The organism is Pseudomonas sp., assembly GCF_049653025.1.
Lineage (GTDB): Bacteria > Pseudomonadota > Gammaproteobacteria > Pseudomonadales > Pseudomonadaceae > Aquipseudomonas.
In genome coordinates this window covers 83,875-96,642 of the sequence record NZ_JBASFM010000017.1, presented here as the reverse complement: position 1 = coordinate 96,642, position 12,768 = coordinate 83,875, and the positions used below count along the sequence as shown (strand labels likewise).

At 60.6% G+C, this 12,768-nt stretch carries 10 protein-coding genes; 8 read left to right on the top strand and 2 right to left on the bottom strand.

Features of this window, described 5'->3' with window-relative positions; translation table 11 throughout:
• Positions 1 to 2: 2 nt before the first annotated feature.
• Positions 3 to 539 (bottom strand): ATP-dependent zinc protease, encoded by a 537-nt coding sequence (locus tag WBK23_RS14430; protein ID WP_424484625.1) that lies wholly within the window; start codon positions 537 to 539, stop codon positions 3 to 5.
• Between the two features lie 303 nt (positions 540 to 842).
• On the opposite strand from WBK23_RS14430, the gene WBK23_RS14425 reads away from it, so the two are divergent.
• From WBK23_RS14425 to prpF, 5 genes are all read left to right on the top strand, one after another.
• The gene (locus WBK23_RS14425) at positions 843 to 1,580 is read left to right on the top strand and encodes a GntR family transcriptional regulator (RefSeq protein WP_424484624.1); all 738 of its coding nucleotides are present in this window, start codon (positions 843 to 845) and stop codon (positions 1,578 to 1,580) included.
• Positions 1,577 to 2,461: a methylisocitrate lyase gene (gene prpB, locus WBK23_RS14420; protein WP_424484623.1), complete on the top strand. Its 885-nt coding sequence runs from the start codon at positions 1,577 to 1,579 to the stop codon at positions 2,459 to 2,461. Before WBK23_RS14425 ends, prpB begins: the two co-directional genes overlap by 4 nt.
• Before the next feature lie 54 nt (positions 2,462 to 2,515).
• Positions 2,516 to 3,676, top strand: coding sequence for a bifunctional 2-methylcitrate synthase/citrate synthase (prpC, locus tag WBK23_RS14415; protein ID WP_424484622.1), 1,161 nt, complete (start codon positions 2,516 to 2,518; stop codon positions 3,674 to 3,676).
• Between the two features lie 14 nt (positions 3,677 to 3,690).
• Positions 3,691 to 6,303 carry a Fe/S-dependent 2-methylisocitrate dehydratase AcnD gene (acnD, locus tag WBK23_RS14410; protein ID WP_424484621.1) on the top strand — a complete coding sequence of 871 codons (2,613 nt, stop codon included), beginning with the start codon at positions 3,691 to 3,693 and terminating at the stop codon, positions 6,301 to 6,303.
• 99 nt (positions 6,304 to 6,402) lie between these two features.
• Positions 6,403 to 7,590, top strand: coding sequence for a 2-methylaconitate cis-trans isomerase PrpF (gene prpF, locus WBK23_RS14405; protein WP_424484620.1), 1,188 nt, complete (start codon positions 6,403 to 6,405; stop codon positions 7,588 to 7,590).
• A 67-nt stretch (positions 7,591 to 7,657) separates the two neighbouring features.
• Here prpF and ppsR read toward each other — a convergent pair whose 3' ends face one another.
• Positions 7,658 to 8,476 carry a posphoenolpyruvate synthetase regulatory kinase/phosphorylase PpsR gene (gene ppsR / locus WBK23_RS14400; RefSeq protein ID WP_424484619.1) on the bottom strand — a complete coding sequence of 273 codons (819 nt, stop codon included), beginning with the start codon at positions 8,474 to 8,476 and terminating at the stop codon, positions 7,658 to 7,660.
• Between the two features lie 198 nt (positions 8,477 to 8,674).
• On the opposite strand from ppsR, the gene ppsA reads away from it, so the two are divergent.
• The 3 genes from ppsA to rraA all read left to right on the top strand — a co-directional run bounded on the left by ppsA (position 8,675) and on the right by rraA (position 12,761).
• Positions 8,675 to 11,050 (top strand): phosphoenolpyruvate synthase, encoded by a 2,376-nt coding sequence (ppsA, locus tag WBK23_RS14395; protein ID WP_424484618.1) that lies wholly within the window; start codon positions 8,675 to 8,677, stop codon positions 11,048 to 11,050.
• Between the two features lie 137 nt (positions 11,051 to 11,187).
• Positions 11,188 to 12,207: an alpha/beta fold hydrolase gene (locus WBK23_RS14390; RefSeq protein WP_424484617.1), complete on the top strand. Its 1,020-nt coding sequence runs from the start codon at positions 11,188 to 11,190 to the stop codon at positions 12,205 to 12,207.
• Between the two features lie 65 nt (positions 12,208 to 12,272).
• Complete coding sequence (gene rraA, locus WBK23_RS14385; protein ID WP_424484616.1) at positions 12,273 to 12,761, top strand: ribonuclease E activity regulator RraA; 489 nt, start codon at positions 12,273 to 12,275, stop codon at positions 12,759 to 12,761.
• Positions 12,762 to 12,768 lie beyond the last annotated feature (7 nt).

Sequence of the window (12,768 nt, the reverse complement as noted above, 5' to 3'; positions counted from 1 at the left end):
AGTTACTCGCCAAGGTTTGCGGCAGGGGCGCAGGCAGGTTTTCCTGCTGCGTATTTAAGACTCGGGTCGACCAGGGCCGAAAACCGCTTGAGTGCTTCGGAGCCTATCAACAACGGGTATTGGAAAGCGCTGCGGTCGGTCAAGTTCACTTCGATCGTACGCAGGGTTTTGCCCATGCAAATATCCATTTCGATCACGGGGCGTGCGGTGTAGGTTTTTTCTTCATCTGCATCATAGTCGCCGGCGCGTCGCTTGATTTTGCTGATGCGCGCCAGAGGGCGTTCGATGGGGCTGGTGTGGGCTTCATCTATGGCCAGGTAAAAGCGCACCCAGGTTTCGCCGTCACGCTTGAAGCGCTTGATGTCGCGAGCGCTGAGGGAGGCGGTCTTGGCACCGGTGTCGAGTTTGGCTGCCAATTTCAGGTCGAGGTCGAACAATCTGACGTATTCATTAAGCCCATAGACTGTCTTTTCCGCGGCAAGGCTCAAGCCGGGAGCAAGTAGCAGGCAAAGCAGCACGATGGAGGGCTTTAGTGTCATAAGTCCTGAAGGCATGGTGTCAATGATGAGCCGAGCATGTGATGGCAGCGCGTGGTGCAGTTGGCGTGCCTGAGTCTGGAGTCTAGCAGGCCGCCTGAACAAGCCTGCGGGCAACAAACGGCCGGCATTCTACCATGGGCTTTTTCAGTCAGGACAGGCGCTTATACGCGTTTGTGCAAGTAAGCTCGCTCTCGCCGGTAGTCGAAAAGATCATGGATATTGTCGACAGTGCTGTTTGTTTGTTTGACAGATAAGGCTTTCGAGGGTAGTTTTCAGGCATTAATCACTAACAGTGTCGACAATATGCTGGATGTAATCGAGCCGCTGGAGTCCGCCCAGGATGATTCGGAAACCCTTTCCGAGCAGGTTTTTCGGCGTATCCAGGCCGCCATCGTCAAAGGTGAGATCGCCCCGGGCAGCAAGATTTCCGAGCCGGAGCTGGCGCGCACCTATGGCATCAGTCGAGGCCCTTTGCGCGAGGCCATTCACCGCCTGGAAGGCCAACGCCTGCTGGTGCGTGTGCCGCATATCGGCGCGCGGGTGGTCTCACTCAGCCATGCCGAGCTGATCGAACTCTATGAGATCCGCGAGTCGCTGGAGGGCATGGCCTGTCGCTTGGCTGCCGAGCGCATGACCCAGGCGGAAATCGACGAGCTGCGTGCGGTACTTGACCTGCATGAGCAGGACGCGGCCTTCAAGGCGGGTGTCGGCTATTACCAGCAGGAAGGCGACTTCGACTTTCACTACCGGATCATTCAGGGCAGCGGCAACAAGACCCTGACCCAGATGCTCTGCGGTGAGCTGTACCAGTTGGTGCGCATGTACCGCCTGCAGTTCTCCGCAACGCCGAACCGACCGCACCAGGCGTTCGCCGAACACCACCGCATTCTCGATGCCATCGCCGACCGTGACGGCGAGCTGGCCGAGTTGTTGATGCGCCGACATATCGGTGCCTCAAAACGCAATATCGAGCGCCACTACGCCATCAGTATGGGGCAGGGCGCGCACTCCAAGACAGCCAAAACCCGAGGTGAGTCATGAGCTTGAAGAGTCCCGGCCAGCGTTTCCGTGATGCCGTCGCCGCAGAGCACCCGCTGCAAGTCATCGGCGCAATCAACGCCAACCACGCTTTGCTGGCCAAGCGCGCCGGTTTCAAGGCGATCTACTTGTCTGGCGGCGGGGTGGCTGCCGGCTCCCTCGGGCTGCCGGACCTGGGCATCACTGGCCTGGACGATGTACTCACCGACGTGCGCCGTATCACCGATGTGTGCGACCTGCCGCTGCTGGTGGATGTCGACACCGGCTTTGGGGCCTCGGCGTTCAACGTCGCACGCACGGTCAAATCGATGATCAAGTTCGGCGCGGCAGCGATTCATATCGAAGACCAGGTGGGCGCCAAGCGCTGCGGTCATCGTCCTAATAAGGAGATTGTCACTCAGCAGGAGATGGTCGACCGCATCAAGGCGGCCGTCGATGCCCGTACCGACGACAGCTTTGTGATCATGGCACGTACCGATGCCCTGGCGGTTGAAGGCCTGAACTCGGCGCTGGACCGTGCTGCCGCCTGCATCGAGGCCGGTGCCGACATGATCTTCCCGGAAGCCATCACCGAACTGGCGATGTACAAGACCTTCGCCGAGCGGGTGAAAGCGCCGATTCTGGCCAATATCACCGAGTTCGGTGCCACACCGCTGTACACCACCGAAGAACTGGCCGCAGTCGACGTGTCCCTGGTGCTGTACCCGTTGTCGGCTTTCCGCGCCATGAACAAGGCGGCCGAAAACGTCTACATGGCGGTACGCCGCGACGGCACCCAGAAGAATGTGGTCGATACCATGCAAACCCGCATGGAGCTGTACGAGCGCATCAATTACCACGCCTTCGAGCAGAGCCTCGACGCGCTGTTTGCCGCTAAAAAATAACCGGAGCGCAGGTCTTAGCCGCCTGTGTATTAAACGGATGAGGAGAGATAAGTGATGAGTGCTACCCCAGAAACCACCACCGGCTTCAAGCCGAAGAAATCCGTGGCCCTGAGCGGCACTGCGGCCGGTAACACCGCGCTGTGCACGGTCGGCCGTACTGGCAACGACCTGCATTACCGCGGCTATGACGTTCTCGACTTCGCCAATCGCTGCGAATTCGAAGAAATCGCCCACCTGCTGGTGCACGGCAAGCTGCCGAACGCGGCCGAACTGGCTGGGTACAAAGCCAAGCTCAAGGCCCTGCGCGGCATTCCGGCCGCCCTCAAGGCGTCCCTTGAGCAGCTGCCGCCGTCGGCCCATCCGATGGACGTGATGCGTACTGCCGTGTCGGTGCTGGGCTGCGTGTCTCCGGAGAAGGAAGACCACAACCATCCGGGTGCCCGCGATATCGCCGACAAGCTGATGGCCTCGCTGGGTTCCGCGCTGCTGTACTGGTACCACTTCAGCCACAACGGCAAGCGCATCGACGTGGAAACCGACGACGACTCCATTGGTGGTCACTTTCTGCACTTGCTGCACGGCGAGAAGCCGCGTGCGTCCTGGGTGCGCGCCATGCACACCTCGCTCAACCTGTACGCCGAGCACGAATTCAACGCCTCCACCTTCACCTCCCGGGTGATCGCCGGTACCGGTTCCGACATGTTCTCCTGCATCGCTGGTGCCATCGGCGCACTGCGCGGGCCGAAGCATGGCGGTGCCAACGAAGTGGCCTTCGAGATCCAGAAGCGCTACGACAACCCGAATGAGGCCGAGGCCGACATTCGCGCCCGCGTCGAAAAGAAGGAAGTCGTCATCGGCTTCGGTCACCCGGTGTACACCGTGGCCGACCCGCGCAACAAGGTGATCAAGGACGTCGCCCGCGAGCTGTCTGCCGAGCAGAGCAATATGAAGATGTTCGATATTGCCGAGCGCCTGGAAAGCACCATGTGGGAAATCAAGAAGATGTTCCCCAACCTCGATTGGTTTAGCGCCGTCAGCTACCACATGATGGGTGTGCCGACTGCCATGTTCACTCCGCTGTTCGTGATTGCGCGCACCTCGGGCTGGTCCAGCCACGTGATCGAGCAACGCATCGACGGCAAGATCATCCGTCCGAGCGCCAACTACACCGGTCCTGAAGACCTGAAGTTCGTGCCGCTAAAGGATCGCCCATAACCATGAGCATCCAAATGAATAGCCAATATCGCAAAAACCTGCCCGGCAGCGCGCTCGACTACTTCGATACCCGCGAGGCGATTGATGCTATCGCCCCTGGCGCCTACGCCAAGCTGCCTTACGTCTCTCGCGTGCTGGCCGAGCAACTGGTGCGCCGCTGCGAGCCGGCCGCGCTGACCGATTCGCTCAAGCAGCTGATCGAGCGCAAGCAGGACCTGGATTTTCCCTGGTACCCGGCTCGCGTGGTCTGCCACGACATCCTCGGTCAGACTGCGCTGGTCGACCTGGCCGGCCTGCGTGACGCCATCGCCGAGAAGGGCGGCGACCCGTCCAAGGTCAACCCGGTGGTGCCGACGCAGCTGATCGTCGACCACTCCCTGGCCGTGGAAGCCCCAGGCTTTGACCCGGACGCCTTCGCCAAGAACCGCGCCATCGAAGACCGTCGCAACGAGGACCGTTTCCACTTTATCGAGTGGACCAAGACCGCGTTCAAGAACGTCGATGTGATCCCGGCCGGTAACGGCATCATGCACCAGATCAACCTGGAGAAAATGAGCCCGGTGATCCAGGCGCGTGGCGGCGTGGCCTTCCCGGACACCTGCGTGGGCACCGACTCGCACACCCCGCACGTTGATGCCCTGGGCGTGATCGCCATCGGCGTCGGCGGTCTGGAAGCCGAAACGGTGATGCTCGGCCTGCCGTCGATGATGCGCCTGCCCGACATCGTCGGTGTCGAACTGACTGGCAAGCGCCAGCCTGGCATTACCGCCACCGACATCGTCCTGGCGATCACCGAGTTCCTGCGCAAGGAGCGTGTGGTGGGTGCTTGGGTCGAGTTCTTCGGCAAGGGTGCGGACAGCCTGACCATCGGCGACCGCGCGACCATCTCCAATATGTGCCCGGAATACGGTGCCACTGCCTCGATGTTCTACATCGACCAGCAAACCATCGATTACCTCAAGCTCACCGGTCGCGAGCCGGAGCAGGTCGCCCTGGTCGAGAACTACGCCAAGCTCACCGGTCTGTGGGCCGATGCGCTGGTCACTGCCGAGTACGAGCGGGTGCTGAGCTTCGATCTGTCCACCGTCGTGCGCAACATGGCTGGCCCGTCCAACCCGCACAAACGCCTGCCAACGTCTGCTTTGCAGGAGCGCGGTATCGCTGGCGACGCCATGCTGGCGGCGTCCAAGGTCGAGGAGGCCGAAGGCCTGCTGCCCGATGGCGCGGTGATCATCGCCGCCATCACCAGCTGCACCAACACCTCCAACCCGCGCAACGTGGTTGCCGCCGGTCTGCTGGCGAAGAAGGCTAACGAACTGGGTCTGCTGCGCAAGCCGTGGGTCAAGACGTCCTTCGCTCCTGGTTCGAAAGTCGCCAAGCTGTATCTGGAAGATGCCGGCCTGCTGACCGAGCTGGAAAAACTCGGCTTCGGCATTGTCGGCTATGCCTGCACCACCTGTAACGGCATGTCCGGTGCGCTGGACCCGCTGATCCAGCAGGAAATCATCGACCGCGACCTGTACGCCACCGCGGTACTGTCCGGTAACCGCAACTTCGACGGTCGTATCCACCCCTACGCCAAGCAGGCCTTCCTGGCCTCGCCGCCGCTGGTGGTGGCCTACGCCATCGCCGGTACCGTGCGCTTCGACATCGAGCAGGACGTGCTGGGTACCGATAAAGCGGGCAACCCAATCACCCTGAAGGATCTGTGGCCGAGCGATGAGGAGATCGACGCGATTGTCGCTGCCAGCGTGAAGCCGGAGCAGTTCAAGCAGATCTACATCCCGATGTTCGATCTGGGCACCATTGCCGAAGCTGAAAGCCCGCTGTACGACTGGCGTCCGATGTCCACCTACATCCGTCGTCCGCCGTACTGGGAAGGTGCCCTGGCGGGCGAGCGTACCCTCAAGGGCATGCTGCCGCTGGCGATCCTGCCGGACAACATCACCACCGACCACCTGTCGCCGTCCAACGCGATCCAGATGAGCTCGGCGGCCGGTGAATACCTGCACAAGATGGGCCTGCCGGAGGAGGACTTCAACTCCTACGCCACCCACCGCGGCGACCACCTGACGGCGCAGCGCGCTACTTTCGCCAACAAAGAACTGGTCAATGAAATGGCCGTTGTTGACGGCGTAGTGAAGAAGGGCTCGCTGGCGCGCGTCGAGCCGAAAGGCAAGGTCATGCGTATGTGGGAAGCGATCGAAACCTACATGAACCGCAAGCAGAATCTGATCATCATTGCCGGTGCCGACTACGGTCAGGGCTCGTCCCGCGACTGGGCTGCCAAGGGCGTACGCCTGGCTGGCGTGGAAGTGATCGTCGCCGAAGGCTTCGAACGCATCCACCGCACCAACCTGGTCGGCATGGGCGTGCTGCCGGTGGAGTTCAAGCCGGGCACCACCCGCCTGACCCTCGGCCTCGACGGCACTGAAACCTATGACATCCAGGGCGAGCTGTCGCCGCGTTGCGATCTGACTCTGGTCATCAATCGCAAGAGCGGCGAAGTGACCAAGGTGCCGGTGACCTGCCGCCTGGATACCGCCGCCGAAGTCAACGTGTACAACGCCGGTGGTGTGCTGCAGCGCTTCGCCCAGGACTTCCTGGAGTCGACGGCCACGGCCTAATCGCCTGGTGCAGTCTCAGTCCTGCTTATCGACCCGGTGCGGCCTCCGCTCCGGGTCGATAAGCAAAGGACTCAAGAATTCAGTTTGAGGAATATGTCCATGGCTCATGTACCCCAGATCAAAGTGCCCGCCACCTATATGCGTGGTGGCACCAGCAAGGGCGTGTTCTTCCGCCTGCAGGACTTGCCGCCAAGCTGCCAGGTGCCGGGCGCGGCGCGCGATGCGCTGTTTATGCGCGTGATCGGCAGCCCCGATCCTTATGCCGCGCAGATCGATGGCATGGGCGGCGCGACTTCCAGCACCAGTAAGTGCGTGATTCTCTCGAAAAGCAGTCAGCCGGATCACGATGTCGACTACCTCTATGGTCAGGTCTCCATCGATAAGGCTTTCGTCGACTGGAGCGGCAACTGCGGCAATCTGTCGACCGGCGCTGGAGCCTTCGCCATTCATGCAAGTTTGCTTGACCCTGCACGTATTCCGGAAAACGGCGTATGCGTGGTGCGTATCTGGCAGGCCAATATCCAGAAAACCATCATTGCTCATGTGCCGGTCAGCAATGGCCAGGTGCAGGAAACCGGCGACTTCGAACTCGATGGAGTGACCTTTCCGGCGGCCGAGATCGTGTTGGAGTTCCTCGATCCGTCCGACGATGGCGAGGAGGGCGGCTCGATGTTCCCCACCGGCAACCTGGTCGATGATCTGGACGTACCGGGCATTGGCACCTTCAAGGCGACCATGATCACTGCCGGTATCCCGACCGTGTTCGTCAATGCCGAAGATATCGGCTATCAAGGCACCGAGCTGCGCGAGCAGATCAATGCTGATCCTGAGCAGTTGGCGCGTTTCGAGAAAATCCGCGTGGCCGGGGCCCTGCGCATGGGGCTGATCAAGACGGCAGAAGAAGCGGCGACCCGTCAGCACACGCCGAAGATCGCCTTTGTCGCCAAGCCCAAGGACTACGTCTCGTCCAGTGGCAAGACGGTGCAGGCCGGTGAAGTCGATCTGTTGGTGCGCGCGCTGTCCATGGGCAAGCTGCACCACGCGATGATGGGCACCTGCGCGGTCGCCATCGGCACGGCGGCGGCGATTCCCGGCACCTTGGTCAATCTGGCGGCCGGTGGCAGTGCGCGCGAAGCGGTACGTTTTGGCCATCCGTCCGGCACGCTGCGGGTGGGTGCACAGGCGGCTCTGGTCGACGGCCAGTGGACGGTAACCAAGGCCATTATGTCGCGTAGCGCGCGGATATTGATGGAAGGCTGGGTGCGGGTGCCTGGCGATACTTTCTAGCGTTTATAAACAAGAAAAGGCTCGATGTGTTCGAGTCTTTTCTTTTGACTTCAATGGGTTGAGCGGGTTACTTGAGGCGGCGCTCAACACCTTTTTCCACCAGAATCTTCGCGGAGATCTCTTCCACGGAGAAATAGGTGGAGTTGATAAAGTTGATGTTCTCGCGGCGGAACAGGTTTTCCACCTCGCGCACTTCGAATTCGCACTGGGCGAAGCTGGCGTAGCGGCTGTTGGGCTTACGCTCGTGGCGAATGGCGGTGAGGCGATCCGGGTCGATGGTCAGGCCAAACAGCTTGTCCTTGTGCTTTTTCAGCACGGCCGGCAGCTGTAGGCGCTCCATATCGTCTTCGGTCAGCGGGTAGTTGGCGGCGCGAATGCCGTACTGCATGGCCATATACAGGCAGGTCGGGGTCTTGCCGCAGCGCGAGACGCCGACCAGGATCAGATCGGCCTTGTCGTAGTAGTGGGTGCGCGCGCCGTCGTCGTTGTCGAGGGCGAAGTTGACCGCCTCGATACGCTCCATGTAATTGGAGTTATGGCCGATGGAGTGGGACTTGCCGACGGAGTAGGAGGAATGCGACGTCAGTTCCTGCTCCAACGGGGCGAGGAAGGTCGAGAAAATATCGATCATAAAGCCTTCGGACTCAGCCAGGATGTCGCGAATGTCCTGATTGACGATGGTGTCGAAGATGATCGGGCGAGCGCCGTCTTTCTCGGCCGCGGTGTTGATTTGTTGTACCATTGCGCGCGCTTTTTCCACGCTGTCGATGTAGGGTCGCGTGAGTTTGGTGAAGTCGATGGTTTCAAACTGTGCCAGCAGACTCTGGCCCAGGGTTTCGGCAGTGATGCCGGTGCCATCGGAGATGAAAAAAGCGGTTCGTTTCATTTGCGCCATGGGCCTTAAGCTGAGGACGAATCTTGGCTATCATAGGCCCGCCGTTGCAGGGCCGATCTGGCCGGCATTGTTACTTATTTTCCAGGGCCAGGCCACAATCGTGCGGGCATGTCTGCCGCCGAGCTTCCCAGCCCCTAGAGAGCCTTGAATGGGTTCTGAGCTTTTCCAACATTTAGTGGAGAGATCACCTTGGTAGAGTACGTAGTTTCCCTCGATAAGCTCGGCAACCACGATGTTGAGCACGTAGGGGGCAAGAACGCCTCCCTGGGCGAGATGATCAGCAACCTAGCCGGTGCCGGAGTTTCGGTGCCCGGTGGTTTCGCCACCACAGCCCAGGCCTACCGGGACTTTCTCGAGCTGAGCGGTCTGAACGCGCAGATCCATGCCGCGCTGGATGCCCTCGATGTCGATGACGTCAACGCCCTGGCCAAGACCGGCGCGCAGATTCGCCAGTGGGTGATGGATGCGTCGTTCCCCGAAGAGTTGAACGCGCAGATCCGCACCGCCTTCGCTGAAATGGCCGGTGGTAACGACAATATGGCGGTTGCCGTGCGCTCCTCGGCCACCGCCGAAGACCTGCCGGACGCCTCGTTTGCCGGCCAGCAGGAAACCTTCCTGAACATTCGTGGCGTGGAAAACGTGATCCGCGCGGCCAAAGAGGTATTCGCCTCGCTGTTCAACGACCGCGCCATCGCTTACCGCGTGCACCAGGGCTTTGACCACAAACTGGTCGCCCTGTCCGCCGGTGTGCAGCGCATGGTGCGTTCGGAAACCGGCACCGCCGGCGTGATGTTCACCCTGGACACCGAGTCGGGCTTCCGTGACGTGGTGTTTATCACCGGCGCCTACGGCCTCGGCGAAACCGTGGTGCAGGGTGCGGTCAACCCTGACGAGTTCTATGTACACAAGCAGACGCTGGAAGCCGGTCGCCCGGCGATTTTGCGCCGTAACCTGGGCAGCAAAGCGATCAAAATGATCTACGGCGACGAAGCCAAGGCCGGCAAATCGGTCAAGGTCGTCGATGTCGATCGCGCCGAGCGTGCGCGCTTCTGCCTGAGTGACGCCGAGGTCAGCGAGCTGGCCAAACAGGCGATGATCATCGAGAAGCACTACGGTCGTCCGATGGACATCGAGTGGGCCAAAGACGGTGATGACGGCAAGCTGTATATCGTCCAGGCGCGCCCAGAGACGGTGAAAAGCCGCACCAACGTCAATGTGATGGAGCGCTACCTGCTCAAGGAAACTGGCACCGTGCTGGTGGAAGGTCGCGCTATCGGTCAGAAGATCGGCGCGGGCCGCGTGCGGGTGATCCATGACGTGTCCGAGATGGACAAAGTCCAGCCCGGTGACGTACTGGTCTCTGACATGACCGACCCGGACTGGGAGCCGGTGATGAAGCGCGCCAGCGCCATCGTCACCAACCGTGGCGGGCGTACCTGCCACGCCGCGATCATCGCCCGTGAGCTGGGTATTCCGGCGGTAGTCGGCTGCGGCAACGCCACCCAGGTACTGAAAGACGGTATGGGCGTGACGGTTTCCTGCGCCGAAGGCGATACCGGCTTTATCTTCGAAGGCGAGTTGGGCTTCGATATTCGCAAGAACTCGGTCGATGCCATGCCTGAGCTGCCGTTCAAAATCATGATGAACGTCGGCAACCCGGACCGTGCCTTCGACTTCGCCCAACTGCCCAACGAAGGTGTTGGTCTGGCGCGTCTGGAGTTCATCATCAACCGCATGATCGGCGTGCATCCGAAAGCGCTGCTGAACTACGCTGGCCTGCCGCCAGAAATCAAAGACAGCGTCGACAAGCGCATTGCCGGTTACGACGATCCGGTCAACTTCTACGTCGAGAAGCTGGTCGAAGGCATCAGCACCCTGGCCGCGGCGTTCTGGCCGAAGAAGGTCATCGTGCGTCTGTCGGACTTCAAGTCCAACGAATACGCCAACCTGATCGGCGGCAAGCTGTATGAGCCGGAAGAAGAGAACCCGATGCTGGGCTTCCGTGGCGCTTCGCGTTATATCAGCGAATCGTTCCGCGACTGCTTCGAGCTGGAATGCCGTGCGCTGAAGAAAGTGCGCAACGAGATGGGCCTGACCAACGTCGAAATCATGGTGCCGTTCGTGCGTACCCTCGGCGAAGCCAGCCAGGTGGTTGACCTGCTCGCTGCCAACGGCCTGGCCCGCGGTCAGGATGGCCTCAAGGTCATCATGATGTGCGAGCTGCCGTCCAACGCGATTCTGGCTGAAGAGTTCCTTGAGTTCTTCGACGGTTTCTCCATCGGCTCCAACGACCTGACCCAGCTGACCCTGGGCCTGGACCGCGACTCCGGCATCGTCGCGCACCTGTTCGATGAGCGTAATCCGGCGGTGAAGAAGCTGCTGAGCAACGCCATCCAGGCCTGTAACAAGGCCGGCAAGTACATCGGCATCTGTGGTCAGGGTCCTTCAGATCATCCGGATCTGGCGCGTTGGCTGATGGAGCAGGGCATCGAAAGCGTGTCGCTGAACCCGGATTCGGTGCTCGATACCTGGTTCTTCCTGGCCGAAGGTCAGTCGCCGGCCTGATTAACGCTGCTAAATCTCTATCCAAGGGCGGGTTGATCCTGCCCTTTTTTATGACTGCCTTTCCTGGCAGTCACCCTTCGGGTCGTCGCGAGCGACGTTAAAAATTGCTCCCGACAATTTTTTGTGCCAGAGCGAAGATGCAAAGCAGCAGTGAGCTTTTCCCCGTCGCCTTGATCAGCGCGGAATTTCGCGGTGACTTGAGTGAGGATATCTATCGCCTCAAGCCCGGCAACAGTCCGGATAGTAGTGTCGAACTGGCTCTGACGCGCCTGGGGCGTGCCGGGCATGAGCAGGATCGCGGCGTGCCGGTGATTCTGATTCCCGGCAGTTTCTCCAACCGGCGCTTCTGGTATTCGCCTAAAGGCATTGGCCTGGGGCCGTATCTGGCGCGCGCCGGTTTTGATGTGTGGATCGCCGAGATGCGTGGCCACGGTTTGTCGCCGCGTAACCGCGACTATCAACGCAACACCGTCAGCGATTACGTGCGCTATGACCTGCCGGCGATTGCCTCGTTCGTTTATGAGCAGAACCCACAGAAAGCCCACTGGCTGGGCCACTCCCTGGGTGGGATCATTCTTGCCGGCGCGCTGGGTGGGCGTTATCTGAATGAGTCGAATGTCGCCTCCAGTGTGTTGTTCGGCAGTCAGATCAGCCGCGTCTACTGGCCGCTGAAGATTCCGCCAGTGGAGTGGGGTGGGCGTTTTCTGCTCAAGCGTTTCTCCGCCATTTCCGGTTCCCGGCTCAAGCGCGGCCCCGAGGATGAGCCGATTGGCCTGGCCGTCGAGAGCCTGCGCTGGCATGGCCTGTTTGGCCGTTTCGGCGATGCTGACCGCGACTGGTGGGCGGGTTTGGCCGAGGTGCGGGTACCGGTCATGGCGGTGGCGGCATTGGGTGATAGCCAGGACCCGGCGTGGGCCTGCCAGAAATTACTCAAACAGTTTGGTTCGCCCCTGAGCGAGTTTCTCTGTCTGGGTAAAAAACATGGTTTCAGCGGCGATTTCGGCCATGTTGAAATGTTGGTCAGCAAAGAGGCACAGCGTGAAGTCTGGCCGTTGGTCGAGCAGTGGCTGCGTAAAAGCCCGCAGGTGGCTGCCGAGGTCGCCGCCAAGGTTGAAAGTGCCGAGCTAGAGCGCAACAAAGCCGTTTCGCCGGATTAAGCTTTGCGACTAGTATCTGGCCTGCAGCGATTTATACGTCCATCCCTCTCTTAAGGAGCTTTGCCATGCACTACATCACTCCCGACCTGTGCGATGCCTACCCGGAGTTGGTCCAGGTGGTTGAGCCGATGTTCAGCAACTTTGGTGGCCGCGATTCCTTTGGTGGCGAGATCGTCACCATCAAGTGCTTCGAGGACAACTCGCTGGTCAAGGAGCAGGTCGAGCAGCCAGGCAAGGGCAAGGTGATGGTGGTCGACGGCGGGGCCTCGATGCGTCGTGCGCTGCTCGGTGACATGCTCGCCGAAAAGGCGGCCAAGAATGGCTGGGAAGGCATTGTGGTTTACGGTTGCGTGCGCGATGTCGATGTCCTGGCGCAGACCGATCTGGGCATCCAGGCGCTGGCCAGCCATCCGATGAAAACTGACAAGCGCGGCATTGGTGACCTCAACGTGCCCGTGACTTTCGGTGGCGTGACCTTCCGTCCGGGCGAGTTCATCTACGCCGACAACAATGGCGTGATTATCTCGCCCTCTACGCTGCAAATGCCGGAGTGAGTTGATT